The following is a 24,458-nucleotide window of genomic DNA, read 5'->3' on the forward strand; positions in this document are numbered from 1 at the left end:
AGTGTCGCAGGGTTGGTCGGGTTGCGGCTTACGCTTACCCGACCAACACGCAGCCTGTAGGGTGGAAACGTAGTGCCATCCACCGTGGCGCTAACGGGTGAGTTTGTACAGACACTGACGACAGGATACGCACCATGTTGTATGGCTTTTCTGAAGTAATTTTTAAAGGGGCGCTCGTCACGCTGGAGCTGGCGCTAAGCTCCGTAGTCCTCTCCGTGGTGATAGGTCTTGCCGGTGCCGGGGCGAAGTTATCCAAAAATCGCCCGCTGGCGTTGCTGTTCGAAGGCTACACCACGCTTATCCGTGGCGTGCCCGATCTGGTGCTGATGCTGCTGATTTTCTACGGCCTGCAAATGCTGCTCAATAGCCTGACCGATGCCTTAGGCATGGCGCAGTTTGATATCGACCCGATGGTGGCCGGTATTATCACGCTGGGCTTTATCTACGGCGCCTATTTTACCGAAACCTTCCGCGGGGCGTTTCTCGCCGTGCCGCGAGGGCATATCGAGGCGGCGACCGCCTTTGGCTTTACCGGCTCGCAAACCTTCCGCCGCATTCTCTTCCCGGCCATGATGCGCTACGCGCTGCCCGGCATCGGCAACAACTGGCAGGTCATTTTGAAAGCGACGGCGCTGGTTTCACTGCTGGGGCTGGAGGACGTTGTGAAAGCCACCCAGCTGGCGGGCAAAAGCACCTGGCAGCCGTTCTATTTCGCGATTGTCGCCGGGATTATCTATCTGGTGTTTACCACCGTTTCCAACGGAGTGTTGCTCTGGCTTGAGCGCCGCTACTCGGTGGGCGTGAAGAGGGCCGAGCTATGATCGATATCCTTCAGGAATACTGGAAATCCCTGCTGTGGACGGACGGCTATCGCTTCACCGGCGTCGCCATCACGCTGTGGCTGCTGATTACCTCCGTGGTAATGGGCGGGATTCTGGCGCTGTTTCTTGCCATCGGGCGCGTTTCCAGCAACAGGTTCATCTCGTTCCCTATCTGGCTGTTCACCTACATTTTTCGCGGAACGCCGCTGTACGTACAGCTGCTGGTGTTTTATTCCGGGATGTACACGCTGGAAGTGGTGAAGGGCACCGTGCTGCTCAACGAGTTCTTCCGCAGCGGCCTGAACTGCACCGTGCTGGCGCTGACGCTCAACACCTGCGCCTACACCACGGAAATTTTTGCCGGGGCGATTCGCTCGGTGCCGCACGGTGAAATCGAAGCCGCGCGCGCCTATGGCTTCTCGCGCGTTAAGATGTATCGCTGCATTATTTTGCCTTCCGCGCTGCGTATCGCGCTGCCGGCCTACAGCAACGAGGTGATCTTAATGCTGCATTCCACCGCGCTGGCGTTTACCGCCACGGTGCCGGATCTGCTGAAAATCGCCCGCGACATCAACTCCGCTACCTACCAGCCGTTTACCGCGTTTGGTATCGCCGCGGTGCTGTACCTGATTATTTCTTACGTGCTGATAACGCTGTTCCGCCGCGCCGAACAGCGCTTTATGCAGCACGTTAAACCCAGCTCTTCGCACTGAGTGACATCCATGGCCGAAAATAAATTAAACGTAACTGATTTGCACAAACGCTACGGCGAACATGAAGTGCTGAAAGGGGTTTCTTTGCAGGCGAACGCGGGGGATGTGATTAGCATCATCGGTTCGTCCGGCTCGGGGAAAAGTACCTTTCTGCGCTGCATAAACTTCCTCGAAAAGCCGAGCGAAGGCACCATTGTGGTGAGCAACCAGAACATCAACCTGGTGCGCGACAAAGACGGGCAGCTCAAGGTTGCCGACAAAAACCAGCTGCGTCTGCTGCGCACGCGCCTGACGATGGTGTTTCAGCACTTCAACCTGTGGAGCCACATGACGGTGCTTGAGAACGTTATGGAGGCGCCGATTCAGGTGCTGGGGCTGAGCAAGCAGGAGGCGAAAGAGCGCGCCATCAGGTACCTCACGAAGGTGGGCATCGACGAGCGCCAGCAGGCTAAATACCCGGTGCACCTTTCCGGCGGCCAGCAGCAGCGCGTTTCCATCGCCCGCGCGCTGGCAATGGAGCCTGAAGTGCTGCTCTTCGACGAACCCACCTCCGCGTTAGACCCGGAGCTGGTGGGCGAAGTGCTGCGCATCATGCAAAAGCTCGCCGAAGAGGGCAAAACCATGGTGGTGGTGACGCACGAAATGGACTTTGCCCGCCACGTTTCAAGCCACGTGATTTTCCTGCACCAGGGCCGCATTGAAGAAGAGGGCGCGCCGGACGAGCTGTTCGGCAATCCGAAAAGCGCGCGCCTGCAGCAGTTTTTGTCGGGGTCGTTGAAGTAGTGGGAGGTTGTCGGATGGCGGCTTGCGCTTATCCGACCTACAGAACACTTTGGTTTCGGATATGCGTCGGGTGGCGGCCTGCGCCATACCCGAGCTACACATCATGAATTTGTAGGGTGGATAAGCGAACGCGCCATCCACCGCTTTGCGCTCAGCGCACCACGTCCGCCAAAGCCTCTTCCAGATCGAAATACCGGAAACCGAACCCCGATTCCTCAAGCCGCTTGGGCAGCGCTCGCTGCCCGCCAAGCACCAGCACCGCAGATTCACCCATCATCAGCTTCACCGCCGCAGCCGGCGCGCGCATAAAGGCCGGACGGTTGAGGACGTGCCCAAGCGAGTGGGAAAACTGTTCGTTGCGCACCGGATAGGGCGAAACCATATTAAACGGCCCGCGCAGGTCGTTGTTAAGCAGCCACAGAATGCCGTTCACCATATCGTCGACGTGGATCCACGCCAGATACTGGCGGCCAGAGCCTATCGGGCCGCCCAAACCTAAGCGGAAAATCGGCAGCAGCTTGCCTAGAATGCCACCCTTAGGGGCCAGCACTACGCCCGTGCGCAGCAGGCAAACGCGGGTGTTTTCGCTCTGCGCGCCGCAGGCGATTTGCTCCCAGCGGGCGCACAGCTTGTGGGTAAACTCGTTGTGCGGCGGCTCGTCCTCGGTGACGACAACCTCACCCAGGTCGCCGTAGTAGCCAGCGGCTGAGCCGGATATCAGCACCGACGGCGGCGTTTGGCTTGCCTTGAACATCTCAACAAGCCGTTCGGTCACCTGCCAGCGGCTCTGGCACAGGCGCTGTTTCTGCGCCTCGGTCCAGCGTTTATCGGCAATCGGCTCGCCCGCAAGGTTGATGACCGCATCGAAGCCATCGAGATTGGCATGGTCGTTAAGCCCTTTCCACAGCGTAACGCGAGGGTCGAACTTGCCGCGCGCGGCTTCCGGACTGCGGGTGACCACGGTAATGTCGTGGCCGGTTTCCAGCAGCCTCGGCACCAGATGGCTGCCAATCAGGCCGGTACCGCCGGTAATCAGTATCTGCATGCGCCTCTCCCATCGGGGCGCTAGCGTCGCCAGCTCATGGTCATTGATACCGAGTCGGCGTAACGCAGCGCGTGAAGTTTATCGATCTCGACTTCAGCATAAGACACCCACGGATGATCGCATGCGATATCGAGCACATCCTGGGTTAATTTTTCCAGAAGAGAGAAGCGGTTATTCTCCACCAGTTGGATAATGCTCTTGGTGATGGTGCGGTAGTTCAGGGCGTCGTTGATGTCTTCGCTGGCGCGGGCCTTGTCCGCCGGGTAGTGAATGGCGACGTTAATGACGATGTCCTGGCGGTTGCTGATCTCTTCTTCCTTAATACCGATAAAGGTGCGCAGGCGGAGATTTTTAATACGAATAATGGCGTCTGGCTGGGGGGATGACATTGCAGGTTTCCTCCGTGTGTAGCTTCCCGCCACAGAATACACTACGGCGGGAAGATTTTGACACGTCGGTCAGGCCTTTTCTGCCTTCTGCCAGGCGCGTTCCGTTGCTGCCCGCGAGCGGATCCGCTCGAACCAGTTTTTTACTGCGGGATAGGTCGCAAGATTGATGCGCTGGCGTTCGTGAGCGACGGCCCACGGGTAGGTGGCAATATCCGCAATGCTGTATTCCTGCCCGCCCAGCCACGGCGTTTTTTCCAGCTGCTTATTGAGTACGCCGTACAGGCGCTGTGTTTCCACCTGATAACGTTCGATGGCGTACGGCACCGTTTGCGGCGCGAAGTGGTTGAAGTGGTGATTTTGTCCGAGCATCGGGCCAAATCCGCCCACCTGCCAGAACAGCCATTGCAGCGTGTGCGAGCGTTCGCGTAAATCTTTGCTCAGCAGCTGCCCGGTTTTTTCTGCCAGGTAGAGCAAAATCGCACCTGATTCAAAAATGCTCAACGGGCCGCGGCCGTCGGCAGGATGCTGGTCGACAATCGCCGGGATTTTATTGTTCGGGGAGATAGCGGGAAACTCCGGCCTGAACTGATCTCCTTTGCCAATATCGATGCGGTGCAGAGTGTAGTCGAGCCCGGCTTCTTCCAGAAACAGCGTGATTTTGTGACCATTTGGCGTTGGCGCGTAGTAGAGGTCGATCATGATTCAACTCTCCTGAGTTCAGTTTTCGGCAAACCCTTGCAGTATAGGTCGTGTGGTGTGAAGTGGCGCGCGAGGTTGAAATTTGCCCAAGTGACAGACGTGAAGTTTCGCTATATGTTCAGATGATGCAGCCCCTGAATGATGAGGATTTTATGAGCCAGCCTGCGATGACACTTTGGTCAGATGCTAACTATTTCAGCCCGTACGTGATGTCGGTTTATGTCGCCCTGAAAGAGAAGGGGCTTAACTTCACGCTCCAGACCATCGACCTTGCCGCCGGGCAAAATTTACAGCCTGGCTGGAAGGGCTACGACCTCACGCGCCGCGTGCCGGTGCTGGCGGTGGACGATTTCGTACTGAGCGAATCTTCCGCTATCGATGAGTATCTTGAAGAACGTTTCGCCCCGCCGACATGGGAGCGAATCTACCCGCTTGATATCGACAAACGCGCGCGTGCGCGCCAGATTCAGGCGTGGCTGCGCAGCGATTTAGCGCCGATTCGTGAAGAGCGATCCACGGACGTCGTTTTCGGCGGCGCGAAGAAACCCGCGCTGAGCGAGGCGGGCGAGCAGGCCGCCGAAAAGCTTGTTGCCATGGTGGAAGCCACGCTGCCTGCCGGGCAGCAGAACCTGTTCGGGGAGTGGTGTATCGCGGATACTGATCTTGCCCTGATGCTCAACCGGCTGATTTTAAACGGCGACGCGGTTCCGGAGCGGTTGCAGGATTATGCCGCGTTTCAGTGGCAGCGCGCCTCGGTGCAGCGCTACATCGCGCTTTCCGCTAAACGTGCGGGCTGATCCCTGCGGCTTTGTTCGGTATCATTGAGCCACTAACTCTTAAAAAAGGTGTGGGTTTATGAAGCTGATGTTTGCCTCGGATATTCACGGTTCGCTACCGGCTACGGAAAAGGTGTTGGAACGTTTTGCCCGCAGCGGCGCGCAGTGGCTTGTGCTGGTCGGCGATTTACTTAATCACGGGCCGCGCAACGCCTTACCGGAAGGTTACAACCCGGCGGTGGTCGCCGAACGGCTCAACGGCGTGGCGGACAAAGTCATCGCCGTACGCGGCAACTGCGACAGCGAAGTTGACCAGATGCTGCTGCAATTCCCCATTACCGCCCCGTACGCCCATATTTTGCTGCCGCGCCAGCGCCTGTTTGTGACGCACGGTCATCTTTATAATCCGCAGCAAATGCCGCCTTTAGCGCCACACGATGTGCTGATTTTCGGCCATACTCATCTTCCCGTGGCTGAAAAACGCGAAGCGCTTTATTACTTCAACCCGGGGTCCGTCAGCATTCCGAAAGGCGGCTTCGAAGCAAGCTACGGCATGCTGGATGATGGTGTTCTGACCGTTCACGCACTGAATCACGATGGGGTTATTGCACAGGTCGAGATTACCCCGTAACTTACCGCTTGTTGAACATAACGCGCCGTAAGAGCGCCCTAGAGGAAGTTTTCCCGATGGTGGAACAGAGTCATTTTGTTGGCACGGAATGGGTGGACATTGTCAATGAAGACAATGAGGTGATAGCACAAGCCAGCCGTGAGCAAATGCGCGCGCAGCGGTTACGCCATCGCGCTACCTATATTGTTGTACACGACGGTATGGGCAAGATTCTGGTGCAGCGCCGCACCGATTCGAAAGACTTCCTGCCGGGCATGCTTGATGCCACCGCAGGCGGCGTGGTGCAGTCGGACGAGCAGATGCTTGAGTCGGCGCGCCGCGAGGCCGAAGAAGAGCTGGGCATTGCAGGCGTTCCCTTCGCCGAGCATGGTCAGTTCTACTTCGAAGATGAAAACTGCCGCGTCTGGGGCGGGCTGTTTAGCTGCGTTTCCCACGGCCCGTTCGCGCTACAGGAAGAAGAAGTCAGCGAAGTAAGCTGGATGTCGCCGGAAGAGATCACCGCCCGCTGCGACGACTTTACGCCGGATTCGCTGAAGGCGCTGTCGCTGTGGATGACGCGCAACGCCAAAAACGAATCGCAGCCGAAGGCAACGGCTGAAGAGTAGTTTTTACCGGATGGCGTTCGCGCCATCCGAGCCATTTCCCAAAAGTAACCCCCGTCCCAATCTTACGGACATCCGTCACATAGCTGTTATACCGCTTAAAGGATCGAACTCCTGCGGAACGCCTCCCACCGTTGAGCGGCAGAAACACAGAATGATCTTCTCATAGCTAATGCCTTTTTCCCGCAGCGTACGCAGGATCCCTTTGAGCGTCGCCGGGAGCTTGCCGCCGCTGCTACGAATGGACATCACATCAATGCGTCGGCGCGTGTAGGCAGGATTATTTTGCTGCGTGCTGGCGTAGTTGAGTTCGATAAACTCTCTGGTTTCCAGATACTCTTCATTACTGTCGAACTGGTATTTGCTCAGAATATAGTTCCTGAAATGCCCGGGGCGTTTTGTACCCGATACCGATTTTTGCAAAGCGCCGCTCATCCGCGTTCGGCTGTTTATCTGAGCCCAAGGGACGAAGGAGTCGACGAGCAGGTTGCGCAGGCCGGGGTCCATAAGCTCGGCCTTGTGCGGGCCAAGCACCACGAAGCTGGTATTGCCAGGGATAGCAAAGTCCTTATTCATTGGCAGGTAGCCGCCGTCGCAGGCGATGAGCAGATCCTGGCCTTTCGTTTTCCCGGCGGTAAAAATAAGGCACTCGCGGCTGACCTCCCATGCAAGGCAGTCTGTCGGCAGTTCGTTATGCAGCTGGGGGAAAACCCTTGCGGTGGTTTTGATGTGCGTGCCGGGGAAGTTTTCGCGGATGGTTCCTTTCACTAAGGGCATTTCCATAATTAATTTGGGGTGCGTAATGTAACTTCTTAGGGAAGGGGCGGAAATCAGCTGTAGCTGAAATTACAGTTAAGCGGGACTGTGGTTCGCCGCCGTGATGGAGGGGTCAAAAAGAATAAAAAAGGCCGCAATAGTTTGCGGCCTTTTTGCTACCTAATGCAGCTTAGTCCTGCTGGGAAGACTGGATCGCCGTCAGCGCGATGGTGTAAACGATGTCGTCTACCAGGGCGCCACGGGACAGGTCGTTAACAGGTTTACGCATACCCTGCAACATTGGCCCGATGGAGATCAGGTCTGCTGAACGCTGTACCGCTTTGTAGGTGGTGTTACCGGTGTTCAGATCCGGGAAGATGAATACGGTAGCACGGCCCGCAACCGGGGAGTTAGGCGCTTTGGATTTCGCAACGTCAGCCATAACCGCAGCGTCGTACTGCAGCGGGCCGTCGATGACCAGATCCGGGCGTTTTTCCTGTGCGATACGGGTCGCTTCGCGTACTTTCTCAACGTCGCTACCTGCACCTGAGGTACCGGTGGAGTAGGAGAGCATCGCAACGCGTGGGTCGATACCGAAGGCTGCTGCGGAATCAGCGGACTGAATCGCGATTTCTGCCAGCTGTTCTGCGGTTGGGTCCGGGTTGATCGCGCAGTCGCCGTAAACGTATACCTGTTCAGGCAACAGCATGAAGAACACCGAAGATACCAGCGAGCTGCCCGGTGCCGTTTTGATCAGCTGCAGCGGCGGACGAATGGTGTTCGCCGTGGTGTGAACCGCACCGGAAACCAGGCCGTCAACTTCGTCCTGTTCCAGCATCAGGGTGCCGAGCACCACGTTGTCTTCCAGCTGTTCGCGGGCAACGGCTTCGGTCATGCCTTTGCTCTTACGCAGCTCAACCAGGCGGGCAACGTAGCTTTCGCGAACCACTTCTGGATCGACGATTTCGATGCCTGCGCCAAGCTCAACGCCCTGCGCCGCGGCAACGCGGGTGATTTCGTCCGGGTTACCCAGCAGCACACAGGTCGCGATACCACGTTCAGCACAGATAGCGGCTGCTTTCACGGTACGCGGCTCGTCGCCTTCTGGCAGCACAACGCGTTTGCCGGCTTTACGAGCCAGTTCGGTCAGCTGGTAGCGGAACGCCGGTGGAGACAGGCGGCGGCTACGTTCGGAAGTGGCGGTCAGGGATTCGATCCAGTTGGCGTCGATGTGGCTTGCCACATATTCCTGCACTTTTTCGATACGCTGATGGTCGTCGGTTGGGACTTCCAGGTTGAAGCTTTGCAGGCTCAGTGAGGTCTGCCAGGTGTTGGTTTTCACCATGAACATCGGCAGGCCGGTTGCGAAAGCACGTTCGCACAGCTTGGTGATGCGCGCGTCCATTTCGTAACCACCGGTCAGCAGGATCGCACCGATTTCCACGCCGTTCATCGCGGCCAGGCATGCCGCAACCAGCACGTCCGGACGGTCTGCGGAAGTCACCAGCAGAGAGCCTGGGCGGAAGTGTTCCAGCATGTGTGGAATGCTGCGCGCGCAGAAGGTGATGGATTTAACGCGGCGGGTCTGGATATCACCTTCGTTAAGAATGGTGGCGTCCAGGTGACGAGCCATGTCGATTGCGCGGGTGGCAATCAGATCGAAGCTCCACGGCACGCAGCCCAGCACCGGCAGCGGGCTGTCCGCAAACAGGGCTTTAGGGTCGATGTTCGCGATGCTCGCTTTGGTGGAGTCATCGAAAATTTCGGACAGGTCAGGGCGGGTGCGGCCCTGTTCATCAACCGGGGCATTCAGTTTGTTAATGATAACGCCGGTGATGTTGGTGTTTTTGCTGCCGCCGAAGCTGCTACGCGCCAGTTCGATGCGCTCTTTCATCTGCTCCGGGGTGTTATTGCCCTGGGACATCACGAAGACGATTTCAGCATTCAGCGTTTTAGCAATTTCGTAGTTCAGAGACTGGGCAAACTGGTGTTTGCGGGTCGGGACCAGGCCTTCAACCAGTACCACTTCAGCATCTTTGCTGTTTGCGTGGTAGTTGGCGATGATCTCTTCCATCAGCACGTCCTGCTGGTTGCTGGACAGCAGCGACTCAACATGGCTCATGTGCAGCGGTTCGGCCGCCGGGATGGTGGAGTTAGCACGGATGATGCTGGTGGTCTGGTCAGGCGTATCGCCACCGGTACGCGGCTGGGCGATAGGTTTGAAAACGCTAAGGCGGACGCCTTTCTGTTCCATTGCGCGGATCACACCGAGGCTGACGCTAGTCAGGCCGACGCTGGTTCCGGTTGGGATCAACATAATAGTACGGGACACGGGATAACCTCTTTGTTGCACAAGCGATGCTTGTGAGACTCAGAAAACAACACCGCCAGCTAAGGCTGGCGGCGGGAGAATCAGGCTGTCAGGCGAGATGCATCCTGAGCGATAACCAGCTCTTCGTTGGTCGGAATGACCACCGCTGCACGGGTACCCTCTTTGTTGATAAAGCCGGACTTACCGAAACGAGCAGCCAGGTTACGTTCGTGGTCAACTTCAAAGCCCAGAACGCCCAGTTTGCCCAGAGCCAGTTCACGTACCATTGCGGCGTTCTCACCGATACCACCGGTGAATACGACTGCATCCAGACGACCGTCCATCAGCGCGGTGTAAGAACCGATATATTTTGCCAGGCGGTGGCAGAACACGTCCATTGCACGTTTCGCGTCTTCTTTGGTGGTGTAGTTATCTTCAACATAGCGGCAGTCGCTGGTGACTTCGGTCAGGCCTAACAGGCCAGACTCTTTGGTCAGCATTTTGTTGATGTCTTCAACGCTCATGCCCAGGGCATCGTGCAGGTGGAAGATGATAGCCGGGTCGATGTCACCAGAACGGGTGCCCATTACCAGGCCTTCCAGCGGGGTCAGACCCATGGAGGTATCAACACATTTGCCGTTACGGATAGCAGAAACAGAACCGCCGTTGCCCAGGTGGCAGGTGATTACGTTCAGTTCTTCTACAGGTTTGTTCAGCATTTTTGCTGCTTCCTGGGTCACGTAGAAGTGGCTGGTGCCGTGTGCGCCATAACGACGAACGCCGTGTTCTTTATACAGTTTGTACGGCAGGGCGTAGAGGTAAGACTCTTCTGGCATGGTCTGATGGAACGCGGTGTCGAACACGGCAACGTTTTTGTCAGCCAGTTTAGGGAAGGATTTCAGCGCTTCAGCGATACCGATCAGGTGCGCTGGGTTATGCAGCGGTGCAAAAGAAGCTGAATCTTTGATACCCTGAATCACAGAGTCATCGATGACCACGGAGCTGGTGTATTTCTCGCCGCCGTGAACAATACGGTGGCCGATTGCGGTCAGCTGCTCGGACAACTCTGGTTTTTGTGCCAGAATGGTATTAACCATATAGTTAAGAGCTTCGCTGTGAGCGGCGCCTGCACCCAAAGCCGCTTCTTGTTTACCGCCATCCATTTTCCACTTGATACGTGCTTCAGGAAGATGGAAACATTCGGCTAAACCAGAGAGGTACTCGTCACCGTTAACAGCATCGATAATTGCGAATTTCAGTGAAGAGCTACCGCAGTTCAGAACCAGTACTAACTTACTCGACATGGAAGTACCTACTTTTACGTGGCTAAAAAAACGTCAGATAGTCTCTCAGCGTAGCGCATGATGAGGCTGACATTTATGATTAACGTCATGCCAAAGACGAATTTTTGGCATGGCGAATAAATACTCTAGAGTTTACGCCAATTTGCGCAAATTTCCGGCAAAGGCGAATTGAGTGAAAGTTTGACAACCGGCGGTTTCCCTTCTACGGCCATCAAAAGCCCGCACAGGATAACCTCCGAGGCTCTTAAAGACAAAAGATTTTGAACCATGTCATTTAGAGTTGTTATCTTGCACAAAAATTTTATTTTTTATATGTGAAGTTGAGGTAAAGCCATGTCGACACCCCAGAATAGCCATGTGAGCTGGTTTAGCTTATTCGGCCGTGGCCAGCATTATTCCAAGACCTGGCCGGTGGATAAACGACTCGCCCCCGTCTTTGTCGAAAATCGCGTTATTCGCGCCACCCGCTTTGCAATCCGCTTTATGCCTCCGCTTGCCGTTTTCACGCTGACCTGGCAAGTCGCCCTTGGCGGCCAGCTTGGCCCCGCCGTCGCTACCGCATTGTTTGCGTGCAGCCTGCCGATGCAGGGTTTGTGGTGGTTGGGCAAGCGCTCGGTAACGCCGCTGCCGCCGACCCTTCTGAGCTGGTTCTATGAAGTGCGCGGCAAACTTCAAGAATCCGGCCAGGCATTAGCCCCGATTGAAGGCAAGCCGGATTACCAGGCGTTGGCTGATGTGCTCAAACGCGCGTTTAAACAGCTCGATAAAACTTTCCTGGATGATTTGTAAGGATTGAGTCGCGCGGCTTTTACCACTTAGCATTTGAGTTGCAGCCAACACCCCTGCAACTCGAAGGATAATGGTATATAAAGGAAGGCATACTTTTTAGCAGGTTATGAACTGCATCTTTGGAGCTTAAAAATGGAAATGACTAACGCCCAGCGTCTGATTTTATCCAATCAGTACAAAATGATGACCATGCTCGACCCGGACAACGCCGAACGTTACCGCCGCCTGCAGACCATCATCGAGCGTGGCTACGGCCTGCAGATGCGTGAGCTGGATCGAGAATTCGGCCAGTTAACGGAAGAAACCTGCCGCACCGTCATCGACATTATGGAGATGTACCACGCGTTGCACGTCTCCTGGGCGAACCTGAAAGACAGCCAGAATATCGACGAACGCCGTGTCACCTTCCTCGGCTTTGACGCCGCAACGGAAGCGCGCTTCCTGGGCTACGTCCGCTTTATGGTTAACGTGGAAGGCCGCTATGCGCATTTCGATGCAGGCACCCACGGTTTCAACGCGCAAACCCCAATGTGGGAAAAATACCAACGCATGCTGAAAGTGTGGCAGTCCTGCCCGCGTCAGTATCACTTAAGTGCGAACGAGATCGCGCAGATTATCAATGCCTGAGGGGACGAGTGTGGTGAAGTGTAAAGGTTTCTTGTTTGATTTGGATGGAACGCTGGTTGATTCCCTGCCAGCCGTAGAGCGTGCATGGATTAACTGGGCGAAGCGTTTTGACATCTCTCCGGAAGAGGTTCTGGGCTTCATCCACGGCAAGCAGGCGATAACTTCACTGCGCCACTTTATGGCCGGCGCGTCCGAAGAAGAAATTCAGCAGGAGTTTTTACGCCTCGAGCAAATCGAGTCCGAAGATACCGACGGCGTAACGGCGCTGCCCGGTGCCGCCGAACTGCTGGCACATCTTAACGAAGCGGGGATCCCCTGGGCTATCGTAACGTCCGGCTCTGTTCCTGTAGCTACCGCACGTCGCCTTGCAGGCGGCCTGCCGGAGCCTGAGGTGTTTGTTACCGCAGAACGCGTCGCGCGCGGCAAGCCGGAGCCAGATGCCTATCTTCTCGGCGCGCAGCTGTTGGGCTTTGAGCCAGAAGAGTGCGTTGTTGTCGAAGACGCGCCCGCAGGCGTCCTGTCCGGTCTGGCGGCCGGTTGCCATGTCATTGCGGTGAACGCTCCCGCAGATACTCCGCGTCTTGAGCACGTTGACTATGCGCTGAAATCCCTGTCAGAACTTCTGGTTCAGAAGCTGCCGGACGGCAGTGTGGAAGTGCTGAGAAAACATTAATCCTATGATTTAACCCCGCTTATGCGGGGTTTTTTTATGGCATTCTCTGCGTCTTCGGTCAATTTTCGGAAACAAGGATGCGTTGTGAACTCGGAACTGATTTGGGTCCTGTCGTTACTGGGTATCGCCGTCGTGCTGTTCGCCACCGGAAAGGTGCGTATGGACGCGGTGGCGCTATTGGTGATTATCGCTTTCGTACTGAGCGGGACGCTAACGCTTGGCGAGGCGTTTTCCGGCTTCAGCGATCCGAACGTTATCCTGATCGCCGCGCTGTTTATCATTGGTGACGGGCTGGTGCGCACCGGCGTGGCCACCAAAATGGGTTCCTGGCTGGTTGACGTCGCAGGCAGCAGCGAAACCAAAATGCTTATCCTCCTGATGTTCACCGTTGCCTGTCTGGGCGCGTTTATGAGCTCCACCGGCGTCGTCGCTATCTTTATCCCCGTTGTGCTCAGCGTCTCGATGCGCATGAAAATATCGCCGTCCCGTCTAATGATGCCGCTTAGCTTCGCCGGGCTTATCAGCGGCATGATGACGCTAGTCGCCACGCCGCCTAACCTCGTAGTGAATAGTGAACTGCTGCGCGAAGGGCTGGAGGGCTTCCAGTTCTTTAGCGTCACGCCCATCGGGCTTGTGGTACTGGTGCTGGGCATCGCCTATATGCTCTTTGCCCGCTTCGCGCTTAACGGCCAGAGCAACGAAGAGGGTAAGACCGGCTGGAAGCGCCGAACCTTTCGCGATCTGATCAAAGAATATCGCCTTACAGGCCGCGCGCGCCGCCTGGCCATTCGCCCCGGTTCGCCGATGGTCGGCCACCGTCTGGATGATTTAAAGCTGCGTGAACGCTACGGTGCCAACGTTATCGGCCTTGAGCGCTGGCGCAAGTTCCGCCGGGTAATTGTTAACGTTACGGGCGTAACGGAATTTCGCGCGCGGGACGTGCTGCTGATTGATATGTCCGCCTCTGAAGTCGATTTACGCGAGTTTTGCAGCGAGCAGATGCTGGAGCCGATGGTGCTGCGCGGCGAGTATTTCTCCGACCAGGCGCTGGATGTGGGCATGGCGGAGGTGTCGACGATCCCGGACTCCGAGCTTATCGGCCAGACGATGCGCGAAATTGGTTTCCGTACCCGCTACGGCCTGAACGTGGTGGGGATTAAGCGCAACGGCGAGGCGCTCGAAGGCCTGCTGGTGGACGAACCGCTTGCGCTCGGCGATATCCTGCTGGTGGTCGGCGACTGGAAGCTCATCAGCCAGCTTAATCAAAAGAGCCGCGATTTCTTGGTGCTTAACCTGCCGGTGGAAGAGGGGGAAGCATCGCCCGCGCACAGCCAGGCGCCACACGCGATTTTCTGCCTGGCGCTGATGGTCGCACTGATGCTCACCGACGAAATCCCGAACCCGATCGCCGCTATTATCGCCTGCCTGCTGATGGGGAAATTCCGCTGCATTGACATGGAAAGCGCCTATAAGGCCATTCACTGGCCGAGCATAATCCTGATTGTCGGGATGATGCCGTTTGCGCTGGCGCTGCAAAAAACCGGCGGCGTGGACCTGATAGTCAGCGGGTTGATGAAGCTCGGCGGCGGCTACGGGCCGTACATTATGCTCGTCTGCCTGTTTGTGATGTGCGCGGCCATCGGGCTGTTTATCTCGAATACTGCCACGGCGGTGCTGATGGCGCCCATCGCGCTGGCGGCGGCGAAAACAATGGGCGTGTCGCCGTATCCGTTTGCCATGATCGTGGCGCTCGCCGCCTCGGCCGCGTTTATGACGCCCGTGTCATCACCGGTGAACACGCTGGTGCTGGGGCCGGGAAACTACAAATTTAGCGACTTCGTGAAGCTCGGCGTGCCCTTTACCGTCATCGTTATGGTGGTCAGCGTGATTATGGTGCCGATGCTGTTTCCGTTTTGAGGGACATGTCGGGTGGAGTCGGTGGATGGCGCGTTCGCTTATCCACCCTACAATCACCTAACCATCGGTTCGTAGGTCGGATAAGCGAATGCGCCATCCGACGCTCGTCATCCAGCGTTATCGTAAATTAAAGCGGGGAATCCTGGCTTATCTCATCAAGCGAGAGCTGGAAGCTTGGTACAAACACATTCATAAAGTAGTCCATCTCTTCGCTGTGCCGGTCTGCAAGCGTTTTTTCCAGGCGGCTTTTGGCCAGTAAAAACTCGTTGTTTCCGGCGGACAGTTCTTCCAGGCATTTCAAATAGGCGCACAGGGCGTCGGCCTGCTTCACAACGGCCTTTTCTTCGTCGCTACACTGATGCTCATCGATCAGCGGCGCCCAAATCTCACGAAGCTCTTCCGGCACCATATCAATCAGCTTTTGCTGCGCAATCTTTTCGATAGCTTTGTATTCATGGGCGATTTGCGAATTGAAATATTTCACCGGCGTCGGGAGGTCACCCGTCAGCACTTCGCTGGCATCGTGGTACATCGCAAGAAGCGCGATGCGCTCGGCGTTGAGCTGGCCGTTAAATTTTTTGTTCTTAATCGCCGCCAGCGCGTGGGCAACCATGGCAACCTGCAGGCTGTGCTCGGACACGTTTTCGGTGCGAACATTGCGCATTAGCGGCCAGCGGTTGATGAGTTTGAGGCGGGAAAGGTGGGCGAAGAAATGGCTCTGGCTCATAGATACACCTGATGCTAAGCAAAGAAAACCATTGTGGGGCGAGAAAGGGGAAGTTGCAAACTTCCCCTTGAAGGTCTTACTGGTGATAGTGGCCGAGGAAGCGGCCCAGCTTGTGGATCGACATTTCAAGCTCGTCGACGCGCGGCAGCGTCACGATGCGGACGTGATCGGGCCACGGCCAGTTAAAGGCGGTGCCCTGAACCAGCAGCACTTTTTCCTGCAGCAGGAAATCGAGCACCATTTTCTGGTCGTCATGAATGTTAAACCGTTTGGCATCGATTTTTGGGAACATATATAGCGCGCCGCGTGGCTTCACGCAGGAAACGCCCGGAATATCGTTAATCAGCTCCCACGCACGGTTGCGCTGCTCGTACAGACGGCCGCCCGGCGCGATAAATTCGCTGATGCTTTGATAGCCGCCGAGCGCGGTTTGAATCGCATGCTGTGCCGGAACGTTGGCGCACAGGCGCATCGAAGCCAGCATTTCCAGGCCCTCAATATAGCCCTTAGCGTGTTTCTTCGGCCCGTTTAACACCATCCAACCCTGACGGAACCCGGCAACTCGATAGGTTTTTGATAATCCGTTAAAGGTAATAGTTAACAAATCTGGAGCCAGCGCGGCGATAGAGTGGTGCTGGGCCTCGTCGTAAAGAATCTTGTCGTAGATTTCATCGGCGAAGATGATCAGGTTGTGCTGACGCGCTAACTCGACGATTTCCATCAGCAATTCTTTTGAATACACCGCGCCGGTTGGGTTGTTTGGGTTGATGATCACGATGCCGCGCGTGCGCGGGGTGATTTTGGCGCGGATATCATCCAGATCCGGGAACCAGTCGGCTGACTCATCACACAGATAGTGCACCGCGGTACCGCCGGACAGCGACACGGCTGCGGTCCACAGCGGGTAATCTGGCGCCGGGACGAGCATTTCGTCGCCGCTGTTGAGCAGCGCCTGCATCGATTGAACGATCAGTTCAGAAACGCCGTTACCGATATAGATATCTTCGACGGTCACGTCCCGCATGCCACGCGCCTGATAGTGCTGCATGATCGCCTTGCGCGCCGAGTACAAACCTTTCGAGTCGCAATAGCCCTGCGCCGTAGGAAGGTTGCGAATCACATCAACAAGGATTTCATCCGGGGCTTCAAAACCAAAGGGGGCGGGGTTGCCGATATTGAGTTTGAGAACCTTATTGCCTTCTTCTTCAAGGCGTTTTGCCTCTTTGAGAACCGGACCGCGGATGTCATAACAGACATTATCTAATTTGCTGGATTTTTCGATAGGGGACATGGACCTTCGACCTTAAATGTTAGCGTTGCTTCCTGCCGTGGCGGCAACCAGGCATCAATGTACTCCTCGAAGATGCAGATTTGAACCCAAACGAAGCGCTTAGCCGCAAATTATCTTTAGCAGGATGTAACCCAAAAAGCTGTTTTGATTTTAATTGTTAGTTATTTATTTTAAATTTATAAGAAAAATTGGAATAAAAAACTGTTGATTTGCTTGGTTGCTAAGCTTATTCGCTGGTGCATACCCCATTGCGGAGTTACTGATTCTGGTAGGTTTTAATGCAATTGCTGAGGATGTATAAGTAAAAATGAATATTTATAAGTATTGCTTACGGCCGCTGATTTCAGCAGTTAAAGAGATGTTTATAAACTAAATCAGAGTTGTAATTAATATATACATAGGAAATTATTAAGTAGTTTTTATTATAGGTAGTAACCATTACAACTAGTTGTAGTAATAAGTTGGTGTTAAATAGTTAAAAAAGAGAATGAGATCAGATAATTCGCATCAGATCTTATAAATCAACGTCAGTTGAGGTAACATAGACTACCTAATATGGTAGCTTGAATGACTCGAACATCTGATAACAATCTGTTTTTGGAATGTTTATCGACATTCTGTTGCTTTGTTTAGCACCGGTTACCGTCCGTTTGACCGATGACGTCGCCCCGCCTGTCAGGTGCGGGCTGTGAAGATTAAATAAAGCGGCTTCCTGAAGTGGATTTACAATTATTACTCAGCTTTAATTTAACCGACTGGTACGACAAGTCCTTAGTTTGTATGTTGTATTAGGTTAAGTATTATCCCTGGCTGACAAACAGCACATAATTGATTCGCGCCAGGGGGGATTTTTTAAATATTAAAATCAGGATAACGGTCCTCACAAAGAGCATCTGCTCTCCTGGATCGTTCTGTAAATGGAATTGCTATATCTCCTTGATAAATCACAGCAATAGAACTAAGGCAGACTCGCAAGAGCAACCTACTAGTGAAAAAATTATGATTAACGCAAATCGTCCGATACTAAATCTCGACCTCGATCTGCTGAGGACTTTTGTTGCGGTCGCCGATCTCAATACCTTTGCAGCAGCCGCTGCGGCGGTGTGTCGTACTCAGTCCGCCGTCAGTCAGCAGATGCAGCGCCTTGAGCAACTGGTGGGAAAAGAGCTCTTCGCGCGCCATGGGCGCAATAAACTGCTCACTGAACACGGCATTCAGCTGCTGGGTTACGCAAGAAAAATCCTGCGTTTTAACGATGAGGCCTGCACTTCATTGATGTTCAGCAACCTTCAGGGCGTGCTGACCATTGGGGCTTCCGATGAAACAGCCGATACCATTCTTCCCTTCCTGCTGAACCGGGTGAGTTCTGTTTACCCAAAGCTTGCGCTGGATGTCCGCGTCAAACGTAATCCATTCATGATTGAGATGCTCAGCCAGCAGGAGGTCGACCTGGTTGTAACGACCTCTAAACCGGCCAATTTTGACTCGGTTATTTTGCGTACATCGCCAACCTTGTGGTACTGCGCGGCAGATTACGTCTTCCAGAAAGGCGAAGCGGTGCCGCTGGTTCTGCTCGACGATCCAAGCCCTTATCGCGATATGATGCTTGAACGTCTGAATGCCGAACGCATACCGTGGCGCATCTCTTACGTGGCTTCCACCCTTGCGGCGGTGCGTGCGGCAGTAAAAGCAGGGCTTGGCGTTACGGCAAGGCCCGTAGAGATGATGAGTCCAGAACTGCGCGTGCTGGGTGCAGCCGACGGCCTGCCGGTGATGCCGGACACGCAGTACCTTCTGTGCCGTAATCCGCAGACCAGCAACGAACTGGCGCAGGCGATCTTCAGCGCCATGGAAACCAGCCCAAATCCCTATAACTATGCGATGACCTCGGAAGAGGGCGACGATCCCCTGCTGGTCGAGCCGCGCATCGAGTGATTACCGCGTTTCGTTAGTAACAAAATGTTATCTGTAAAAACAGGCCGCTGGCGTATTTATTCACCCCAGCGGCCTGTTTTTTGCTCGATTTAGCATTCTGTGCTTCCCGCCTAACAAAAAGCTTTTCTCAAACAAGAAATTAGCAACCCGGTTGGCCACTTTCCTCTTCTCCCTCTCGCCTACACCAACCCGTAAGAAAATGTTAAAAAACACGCGGCAATGTTGCTTCTTTTTGAAGTGAATTAACAAAAGCGTGTCTCAGATCAAGAAAATACTCCCTCTTAGGGGGAGGAATACGGGGGATTTCCTGCCAAAATAGAGAGGCTGTATAAATTTTTCTGCACAACGGACACGATTCACCATTATCAATATCTGGTTAATAACTCAGGATCGCCGAGTTTTAACGCATTAAATGTTAATGAATTGAAGTCGATGTAAACTAATGTGTGGATACTTTTGTTAAAGTTGACAAAAGGTTATAGAAAGGAGTAAAAAACCCCATCAATTTGCTGGTAAATTTTTGATTCCAGCAGTTATTGTAAGGTTTATTGTTCCTCCCCATGAATCGATGTGGTGTTCATCTGCCAGCAAGAGCAGAGGTTTTGGCGCCACTTTTGATGAGTAAGCAATGAGTATGTCAACAACCACTGAAGTTATCGCTCATCACTGGGCGTTCGCTGTCTTTCTTATTGTTGCCATTGGCCTGTGCTGCGTAATGCTGCTCGGGGCATGGTTCCTCGGCGGGAGAGCCAAGGGCCGGCACAAAAATACCCCCTTCGAGTCAGGTATTGACTCCGTTGGTTCCGCGCGTTTACGCCTTTCCGCTAAGTTTTACCTGGTGGCCATGTTCTTCGTGATTTTCGACGTGGAAGCCCTGTATCTCTATGCCTGGTCTACTTCCATTCGTGAAAGTGGCTGGATTGGTTTCGTGGAAGCCGCAATTTTCATACTAGTGTTACTGGCTGGTCTGGTGTATCTGGTGCGCATTGGCGCGCTCGATTGGACTCCTGCGCGTTCGCGCCGTGAGAAAATCAACCCGGAAACCGACAGTCGAACTCCCCGTCATACGCAGTAACAGCGAGGCAATAAGATGGACTATACGCTCACCCGCATAGACCCCAATGGCGGTGACAATGACCGCTATCCCCTGCAAAAACAGGAGATTGTAACCGATCCTCTTGAGCAAGAAATTAACCGTAGCGTGTATATGGGCAAGCTCGAACATGCGATGCACGACATGGTTAACTGGGGGCGTAAAAACTCAATTTGGCCTTACAACTTCGGCCTTTCTTGCTGCTACGTTGAGATGGTGACCTCGTTTACCGCCGTGCATGACGTGGCGCGTTTTGGTGCAGAAGTTTTGCGTGCATCTCCACGTCAGGCTGACCTGATGGTGATCGCCGGTACCTGCTTCACCAAAATGGCCCCGGTTATTCAGCGCCTCTACGATCAGATGCTTGAGCCTAAATGGGTTATCTCGATGGGCGCATGCGCAAACTCCGGCGGCATGTACGACATCTACTCGGTCGTGCAGGGCGTGGATAAATTCCTGCCGGTTGATGTTTACATCCCTGGCTGCCCGCCGCGTCCAGAGGCTTACATGCAGGCGCTGATGCTGCTGCAAGAGTCGATTGGCAAAGAGCGTCGCCCGCTGTCTTGGGTTGTTGGCGATCAGGGCGTGTACCGCGCCAACATGCAATCAGAACGCGAGCGTAAGCGCGGCGAGCGTATTGCTGTGACCAACCTGCGGACACCAGACGAGATTTAATTTGCGCCTGTAGTCAGTGAAAGTGCGCTTCGCATATTAATAATATTAGCGCGGAGCTGCTGACCGACAGTCACCACAGAACCATTTGCAATGGTGAGAAATATGACAGATTTAACCGCGCATGACGCCCAGCCAGCCTGGCAGACCAGGGATCATTTAGATGACCCGGTCATCGGCGAACTGCGTAACCGTTTTGGGCCGGATGCCTTTACCGTTCAGCCAACCCGTACCGGCGTTCCGGTCGTCTGGGTTAAGCGCGAACAGTTACTGGAAGTGACCGAATTCCTTAAGAGACTACCCAAACCTTACGTCATGCTGTTCGACCTGCATGGCATGGATGAACGTCTCCGCACTCACCGCGACGGTTTACCGGCCGCGGATTTTTCCGTTTTCTACCACCTGATTTCTATCGATCGCAACCGCGACATCATGCTCAAGGTGGCGCTGGCGGAAAACGATCTTAACGTGCCGACCATCACCAAACTCTTCCCGAACGCCAACTGGTACGAGCGTGAAACTTGGGAAATGTTTGGCATCACCTTTAACGGCCACCCGCACCTGACGCGCATCATGATGCCGCCAACGTGGGAAGGCCATCCGCTGCGCAAAGACTACCCGGCGCGCGCCACCGAGTTCGATCCGTTTGAGTTAACCAAACAGAAAGAAGACCTCGAGATGGAAGCGCTGACCTTCAAACCTGAAGACTGGGGCATGAAGCGCAGCAGCGAGCATGAAGATTTCATGTTCCTGAACCTCGGGCCGAACCACCCATCCGCACACGGTGCCTTCCGTATCATCCTGCAGCTGGACGGCGAAGAAATCGTCGACTGTGTGCCGGACATCGGTTATCACCACCGTGGCGCTGAGAAAATGGGCGAGCGTCAGTCCTGGCACAGCTACATTCCGTACACCGACCGTATCGAATACCTCGGCGGCTGCGTGAACGAAATGCCTTACGTGCTGGCGGTTGAAAAACTGGCGGGCATTGAAGTGCCTGAGCGCGTAGACGTTATCCGCGTCATGCTCTCCGAACTGTTCCGTATCAACAGCCACCTGCTGTACATCTCCACGTTCATTCAGGACGTTGGTGCGATGACGCCGGTGTTCTTCGCGTTTACCGACCGTCAGAAAATCTACGATCTGGTGGAAGCGATTACCGGTTTCCGTATGCACCCGGCCTGGTTCCGCATCGGCGGCGTGGCGCACGACCTGCCAAAAGGCTGGGAACGCCTGCTGAAAGAATTCCTCGAGTGGATGCCAAAACGTCTGGACTCCTACGAGAAAGCCGCGCTGCGCAACACCATCCTGAAAGGGCGTTCACAGGGCGTTGCCGCCTACGGCAAGAAAGAGGCGCTGGAGTGGGGCACCACCGGTGCTGGCCTGCGCGCAACCGGTATCGATTTCGATATCCGTAAAGCGCGTCCTTATTCTGGATATGAAAACTTCGACTTCGAAATCCCGGTCGGCGGTGGCGTGAGCGACTGCTACACCCGCGTGATGCTGAAAGTCGAAGAGCTGCGCCAGAGCCTGCGTATTCTCGACCAGTGTCTGAAAAACATGCCTGCTGGCCCGTTCAAAGCGGATCACCCGCTGACCACGCCGCCGCCGAAAGAGCGCACGTTGCAGCATATCGAAACCCTGATCACTCACTTCCTGCAGGTTTCCTGGGGCCCGGTCATGCCGGCCAATGAATCCTTCCAGATGATTGAGGCAACGAAGGGGATTAACAGTTACTACCTGACCAGCGACGGCAGCACCATGAGCTACCGCACCCGTATCCGCACCCCGAGCTTTGCGCACCTGCAGCAAATCCCGGCGGCGATCCGCGGCAGCCTGGTTTCTGACCTGATTGTCTATCTGGGTAGTATCGATTTTGTTATGTCAGATGTGGACCGCTAATTATGCAAGATAACCAAAACCCACAGGCCGAAGCTTTCGAGCTGAGCCACGCTGAACGCGAAGCGATCGAGCACGAAAAACACCATTACGAAGATGCTCGCGCCGCGTCCATTGAAGCGCTGAAAATCGTGCAGAAGCAGCGTGGCTGGGTGCCGGACGGTGCGATTTACGCCATCGCCGACGTGTTGGGCATTCCTGCCAGCGACGTTGAGGGCGTAGCCACCTTCTACAGCCAAATCTTCCGCCAGCCAGTGGGCCGCCACGTCATTCGCTACTGCGACAGCGTGGTTTGCCACATCACGGGCTACCAGGGCATTCAGTCGGCTATTGAGAAAAAGCTCAACATCAAACCGGGCCAGACCACGTTTGACGGTCGCTTTACCCTGCTGCCGACCTGCTGTCTGGGGAACTGCGACAAGGGGCCGACCATGATGATTGATGAGGACACTCACAGCCATCTGACGCCGGAAGCGATCCCTGATTTGCTGGAGCAGTACAAATGAAACCCATCATCGTGACTCCCGAAACCCATCCGCTAACCTGGCGGTTGCGCGAAGACAAACAGCCGGTCTGGCTGGATGAATATCGCAGCAAAAACGGTTATGAAGGTGCGCGTAAAGCTTTGACCGGCATGGCGCCGGACGAAATCGTCAATGCGGTAAAAGACGCTGGCCTGAAAGGGCGCGGCGGCGCGGGCTTCTCCACCGGTTTGAAGTGGAGCCTGATGCCGAAAGACGAATCCATGAACATCCGTTACCTGCTGTGTAACGCTGATGAAATGGAGCCGGGCACCTACAAAGACCGCCTGTTGATGGAACAGCTGCCGCACCTGCTGGTGGAAGGCATGCTGATTTCAGCGTTTGCGCTGAAGGCCTACCGTGGCTACATCTTCCTGCGCGGCGAATACATCGAAGCGGCCGTGCATCTGCGCCGCGCGATTGCTGAAGCAACCGAAGCCGGTCTGCTTGGCAAAAACATTCTCGGATCAGGCTTTGATTTTGAACTGATCGTGCACACCGGCGCCGGGCGTTATATCTGCGGGGAAGAAACCGCGCTGATTAACTCCCTTGAAGGCCGCCGCGCGAACCCGCGTTCAAAACCGCCATTCCCTGCATCAAGCGGCGTCTGGGGTAAACCGACCTGTGTGAACAACGTCGAAACCCTGTGTAACGTGCCTGCGATTCTGGCGAACGGCGTGGAGTGGTATCAGGGCATTGGCGGCGGCATCAGTAAAGATGCTGGTACCAAGCTGATGGGCTTCTCGGGACGCGTGAAAAACCCTGGCGTCTGGGAATTACCGTTCGGCACTACGGCTCGCGAAATTCTCGAAGACTACGCGGGCGGCATGCGCGATGGCCTGAAGTTCAAAGCCTGGCAGCCGGGCGGGGCAGGGACCGACTTCCTGACCGAGTCGCACCTCGACCTGCCGATGGAATTCGAAAGCATCGGTAAAGCGGGGAGCCGCCTCGGCACCGCGCTGGCGATGGCCGTCGACCATGAAATCGGCATGGTGCCGCTGGTGCGTAACCTGGAAGAGTTCTTTGCCCGCGAGTCCTGCGGCTGGTGTACGCCGTGTCGTGACGGCCTGCCGTGGAGCGTAAAAATTCTGCGCGCGCTGGAACGTGGCGAAGGCCAGCCTGGTGATATCGAGACGCTTGAGCAACTGTGTCGCCACCTTGGGCCGGGTAAAACCTTCTGTGCCCACGCGCCCGGCGCGGTTGAGCCATTGCAGAGTGCGATTAAATATTTCCGCGACGAATTCGAAGCAGGCATTGCCAAACAGGACTTCGGTAACACGCGTGCCATTAGTGGCATTCAGCCGAACCTGTTAAAAACGCGCTGGTGATAGACAACTTTTCACCCTCACCCTAACCCTCTCCCTGAGGGAGAGGGGATAGACCGAGTTCCTCCCTCTCTTGGGAGAGAGGGCCGGGGTGAGGGCGAAAGTGGTTCGCACAAGAATTTTTGATTAACGCCTGAATTTATTCAGGCCAACTGGAAG

Annotated in this window: 24 protein-coding genes; 16 read left to right on the forward strand and 8 right to left on the reverse strand. The window is 55.1% G+C overall.

Features of this window, described 5'->3' with window-relative positions; translation table 11 throughout:
* The first annotated feature begins 134 nt into the window (after positions 1–134).
* The 3 genes from ACSPHG_RS07125 to hisP are packed head-to-tail and all read left to right on the forward strand — an operon-like array spanning position 135 to position 2,317.
* On the forward strand, positions 135–821 hold the full coding sequence (locus ACSPHG_RS07125) for a histidine ABC transporter permease HisQ (protein WP_435952795.1): 687 nt from the start codon (positions 135–137) through the stop codon (positions 819–821).
* Positions 818–1,534: an ABC transporter permease gene (locus ACSPHG_RS07130; RefSeq protein WP_435952796.1), complete on the forward strand. Its 717-nt coding sequence runs from the start codon at positions 818–820 to the stop codon at positions 1,532–1,534. The genes ACSPHG_RS07125 and ACSPHG_RS07130 overlap by 4 nt, the downstream gene beginning before the upstream one ends.
* Before the next feature lie 9 nt (positions 1,535–1,543).
* Entirely contained in the window at positions 1,544–2,317 is a 774-nt protein-coding gene (gene hisP, locus ACSPHG_RS07135; RefSeq protein WP_435952797.1) for a histidine ABC transporter ATP-binding protein HisP, read from the forward strand.
* A 151-nt stretch (positions 2,318–2,468) separates the two neighbouring features.
* On the opposite strand, the gene ACSPHG_RS07140 is transcribed toward hisP, so the two are convergent.
* From ACSPHG_RS07140 to yfcG, 3 genes are all read right to left on the reverse strand, one after another.
* On the reverse strand, positions 2,469–3,362 hold the full coding sequence (locus tag ACSPHG_RS07140) for a TIGR01777 family oxidoreductase (protein WP_435952798.1): 894 nt from the start codon (positions 3,360–3,362) through the stop codon (positions 2,469–2,471).
* 20 nt (positions 3,363–3,382) lie between these two features.
* Positions 3,383–3,751: a dihydroneopterin triphosphate 2'-epimerase gene (gene folX / locus ACSPHG_RS07145; RefSeq protein WP_435952799.1), complete on the reverse strand. Its 369-nt coding sequence runs from the start codon at positions 3,749–3,751 to the stop codon at positions 3,383–3,385.
* Positions 3,752–3,820: 69 nt separating this feature from the next.
* Positions 3,821–4,450, reverse strand: a complete 630-nt coding sequence (gene yfcG, locus ACSPHG_RS07150; RefSeq protein WP_435952800.1) for a GSH-dependent disulfide bond oxidoreductase — start codon at positions 4,448–4,450, stop codon at positions 3,821–3,823.
* A 152-nt stretch (positions 4,451–4,602) separates the two neighbouring features.
* On the opposite strand from yfcG, the gene yfcF reads away from it, so the two are divergent.
* The 3 genes from yfcF to yfcD are packed head-to-tail and all read left to right on the forward strand — an operon-like array spanning position 4,603 to position 6,462.
* Positions 4,603–5,247 (forward strand): glutathione transferase, encoded by a 645-nt coding sequence (yfcF, locus tag ACSPHG_RS07155; RefSeq protein WP_435952801.1) that lies wholly within the window; start codon positions 4,603–4,605, stop codon positions 5,245–5,247.
* A gap of 58 nt (positions 5,248–5,305) precedes the next feature.
* The gene (gene yfcE / locus ACSPHG_RS07160; protein WP_435952802.1) at positions 5,306–5,857 is read left to right on the forward strand and encodes a phosphodiesterase; all 552 of its coding nucleotides are present in this window, start codon (positions 5,306–5,308) and stop codon (positions 5,855–5,857) included.
* 56 nt (positions 5,858–5,913) lie between these two features.
* Positions 5,914–6,462, forward strand: a complete 549-nt coding sequence (gene yfcD, locus ACSPHG_RS07165) for an NUDIX hydrolase YfcD (protein ID WP_435952803.1) — start codon at positions 5,914–5,916, stop codon at positions 6,460–6,462.
* A 75-nt stretch (positions 6,463–6,537) separates the two neighbouring features.
* Here the strand turns inward: yfcD and ACSPHG_RS07170 are convergent, their stop codons facing one another.
* From ACSPHG_RS07170 to ackA, 3 genes are all read right to left on the reverse strand, one after another.
* Positions 6,538–7,227, reverse strand: a complete 690-nt coding sequence (locus tag ACSPHG_RS07170) for a putative adhesin (protein ID WP_435952804.1) — start codon at positions 7,225–7,227, stop codon at positions 6,538–6,540.
* Positions 7,228–7,405: 178 nt separating this feature from the next.
* Complete coding sequence (pta, locus tag ACSPHG_RS07175; protein ID WP_435952805.1) at positions 7,406–9,547, reverse strand: phosphate acetyltransferase; 2,142 nt, start codon at positions 9,545–9,547, stop codon at positions 7,406–7,408.
* Between the two features lie 80 nt (positions 9,548–9,627).
* A complete protein-coding gene (ackA, locus tag ACSPHG_RS07180) occupies positions 9,628–10,830 on the reverse strand; it encodes an acetate kinase (protein WP_435952806.1) in 1,203 nt (400 codons plus the stop codon).
* Positions 10,831–11,163: 333 nt separating this feature from the next.
* Between ackA and yfbV the strand changes: the two genes are divergently transcribed.
* The 4 genes from yfbV to ACSPHG_RS07200 all read left to right on the forward strand — a co-directional run bounded on the left by yfbV (position 11,164) and on the right by ACSPHG_RS07200 (position 14,836).
* Entirely contained in the window at positions 11,164–11,619 is a 456-nt protein-coding gene (yfbV, locus tag ACSPHG_RS07185) for a terminus macrodomain insulation protein YfbV (RefSeq protein ID WP_435952807.1), read from the forward strand.
* 132 nt (positions 11,620–11,751) lie between these two features.
* Positions 11,752–12,246 carry a YfbU family protein gene (locus ACSPHG_RS07190; RefSeq protein ID WP_271123175.1) on the forward strand — a complete coding sequence of 165 codons (495 nt, stop codon included), beginning with the start codon at positions 11,752–11,754 and terminating at the stop codon, positions 12,244–12,246.
* Entirely contained in the window at positions 12,239–12,919 is a 681-nt protein-coding gene (locus ACSPHG_RS07195) for a sugar phosphatase (RefSeq protein ID WP_435952808.1), read from the forward strand. The genes ACSPHG_RS07190 and ACSPHG_RS07195 overlap by 8 nt, the downstream gene beginning before the upstream one ends.
* Positions 12,920–13,003: 84 nt before the next feature.
* Positions 13,004–14,836 carry an SLC13 family permease gene (locus ACSPHG_RS07200; protein WP_435952809.1) on the forward strand — a complete coding sequence of 611 codons (1,833 nt, stop codon included), beginning with the start codon at positions 13,004–13,006 and terminating at the stop codon, positions 14,834–14,836.
* Positions 14,837–14,963: 127 nt separating this feature from the next.
* Here the strand turns inward: ACSPHG_RS07200 and yfbR are convergent, their stop codons facing one another.
* Both yfbR and alaA read right to left on the reverse strand, forming a co-directional pair.
* Positions 14,964–15,563: a 5'-deoxynucleotidase gene (gene yfbR, locus ACSPHG_RS07205; protein ID WP_435952810.1), complete on the reverse strand. Its 600-nt coding sequence runs from the start codon at positions 15,561–15,563 to the stop codon at positions 14,964–14,966.
* Positions 15,564–15,639: 76 nt separating this feature from the next.
* Positions 15,640–16,854: an alanine transaminase AlaA gene (alaA, locus tag ACSPHG_RS07210; protein ID WP_435952811.1), complete on the reverse strand. Its 1,215-nt coding sequence runs from the start codon at positions 16,852–16,854 to the stop codon at positions 15,640–15,642.
* A gap of 999 nt (positions 16,855–17,853) precedes the next feature.
* Here alaA and lrhA point away from each other — a divergent pair.
* The 6 genes from lrhA (at position 17,854) to nuoF (ending at position 24,302) form a co-directional block, all read left to right on the forward strand.
* Complete coding sequence (gene lrhA / locus ACSPHG_RS07215) at positions 17,854–18,789, forward strand: transcriptional regulator LrhA (RefSeq protein ID WP_435952812.1); 936 nt, start codon at positions 17,854–17,856, stop codon at positions 18,787–18,789.
* Between the two features lie 628 nt (positions 18,790–19,417).
* A complete protein-coding gene (nuoA, locus tag ACSPHG_RS07220; RefSeq protein WP_435952813.1) occupies positions 19,418–19,864 on the forward strand; it encodes an NADH-quinone oxidoreductase subunit NuoA in 447 nt (148 codons plus the stop codon).
* A gap of 15 nt (positions 19,865–19,879) precedes the next feature.
* Positions 19,880–20,557 (forward strand): NADH-quinone oxidoreductase subunit NuoB, encoded by a 678-nt coding sequence (gene nuoB, locus ACSPHG_RS07225; RefSeq protein WP_435952814.1) that lies wholly within the window; start codon positions 19,880–19,882, stop codon positions 20,555–20,557.
* A 90-nt stretch (positions 20,558–20,647) separates the two neighbouring features.
* Positions 20,648–22,456: an NADH-quinone oxidoreductase subunit C/D gene (nuoC, locus tag ACSPHG_RS07230; RefSeq protein ID WP_435952815.1), complete on the forward strand. Its 1,809-nt coding sequence runs from the start codon at positions 20,648–20,650 to the stop codon at positions 22,454–22,456.
* Positions 22,457–22,458: 2 nt separating this feature from the next.
* Positions 22,459–22,959, forward strand: coding sequence for an NADH-quinone oxidoreductase subunit NuoE (gene nuoE, locus ACSPHG_RS07235; protein WP_435952816.1), 501 nt, complete (start codon positions 22,459–22,461; stop codon positions 22,957–22,959).
* On the forward strand, positions 22,956–24,302 hold the full coding sequence (nuoF, locus tag ACSPHG_RS07240; protein ID WP_435952817.1) for an NADH-quinone oxidoreductase subunit NuoF: 1,347 nt from the start codon (positions 22,956–22,958) through the stop codon (positions 24,300–24,302). The genes nuoE and nuoF overlap by 4 nt, the downstream gene beginning before the upstream one ends.
* The last annotated feature ends 156 nt before the right edge of the window (positions 24,303–24,458 follow it).

It is taken from the genome of Dryocola baronae (assembly GCF_051297175.1).
GTDB lineage: Bacteria > Pseudomonadota > Gammaproteobacteria > Enterobacterales > Enterobacteriaceae > Dryocola.

Bases quoted from the DNA above. Each gene is read 5' to 3' on its own strand.
- alaA (WP_435952811.1), bottom strand. From the start codon at position 16,854: ATGTCCCCTATCGAAAAATCCAGCAAATTAGATAATGTCTGTTATGAC.
- yfcD (WP_435952803.1), top strand. From the start codon at position 5,914: ATGGTGGAACAGAGTCATTTTGTTGGCACGGAATGGGTGGACATTGTC.
- yfbV (WP_435952807.1), top strand. From the start codon at position 11,164: ATGTCGACACCCCAGAATAGCCATGTGAGCTGGTTTAGCTTATTCGGC.
- yfcE (WP_435952802.1), top strand. From the start codon at position 5,306: ATGAAGCTGATGTTTGCCTCGGATATTCACGGTTCGCTACCGGCTACG.
- ACSPHG_RS07130 (WP_435952796.1), top strand. From the start codon at position 818: ATGATCGATATCCTTCAGGAATACTGGAAATCCCTGCTGTGGACGGAC.
- nuoE (WP_435952816.1), top strand. From the start codon at position 22,459: ATGCAAGATAACCAAAACCCACAGGCCGAAGCTTTCGAGCTGAGCCAC.
- hisP (WP_435952797.1), top strand. From the start codon at position 1,544: ATGGCCGAAAATAAATTAAACGTAACTGATTTGCACAAACGCTACGGC.
- yfcG (WP_435952800.1), bottom strand. From the start codon at position 4,450: ATGATCGACCTCTACTACGCGCCAACGCCAAATGGTCACAAAATCACG.
- nuoF (WP_435952817.1), top strand. From the start codon at position 22,956: ATGAAACCCATCATCGTGACTCCCGAAACCCATCCGCTAACCTGGCGG.
- nuoB (WP_435952814.1), top strand. From the start codon at position 19,880: ATGGACTATACGCTCACCCGCATAGACCCCAATGGCGGTGACAATGAC.
- nuoA (WP_435952813.1), top strand. From the start codon at position 19,418: ATGAGTATGTCAACAACCACTGAAGTTATCGCTCATCACTGGGCGTTC.
- yfcF (WP_435952801.1), top strand. From the start codon at position 4,603: ATGAGCCAGCCTGCGATGACACTTTGGTCAGATGCTAACTATTTCAGC.
- ackA (WP_435952806.1), bottom strand. From the start codon at position 10,830: ATGTCGAGTAAGTTAGTACTGGTTCTGAACTGCGGTAGCTCTTCACTG.
- ACSPHG_RS07190 (WP_271123175.1), top strand. From the start codon at position 11,752: ATGGAAATGACTAACGCCCAGCGTCTGATTTTATCCAATCAGTACAAA.
- ACSPHG_RS07140 (WP_435952798.1), bottom strand. From the start codon at position 3,362: ATGCAGATACTGATTACCGGCGGTACCGGCCTGATTGGCAGCCATCTG.
- folX (WP_435952799.1), bottom strand. From the start codon at position 3,751: ATGTCATCCCCCCAGCCAGACGCCATTATTCGTATTAAAAATCTCCGC.
- yfbR (WP_435952810.1), bottom strand. From the start codon at position 15,563: ATGAGCCAGAGCCATTTCTTCGCCCACCTTTCCCGCCTCAAACTCATC.
- nuoC (WP_435952815.1), top strand. From the start codon at position 20,648: ATGGTGAGAAATATGACAGATTTAACCGCGCATGACGCCCAGCCAGCC.
- lrhA (WP_435952812.1), top strand. From the start codon at position 17,854: ATGATTAACGCAAATCGTCCGATACTAAATCTCGACCTCGATCTGCTG.
- ACSPHG_RS07195 (WP_435952808.1), top strand. From the start codon at position 12,239: ATGCCTGAGGGGACGAGTGTGGTGAAGTGTAAAGGTTTCTTGTTTGAT.
- ACSPHG_RS07125 (WP_435952795.1), top strand. From the start codon at position 135: ATGTTGTATGGCTTTTCTGAAGTAATTTTTAAAGGGGCGCTCGTCACG.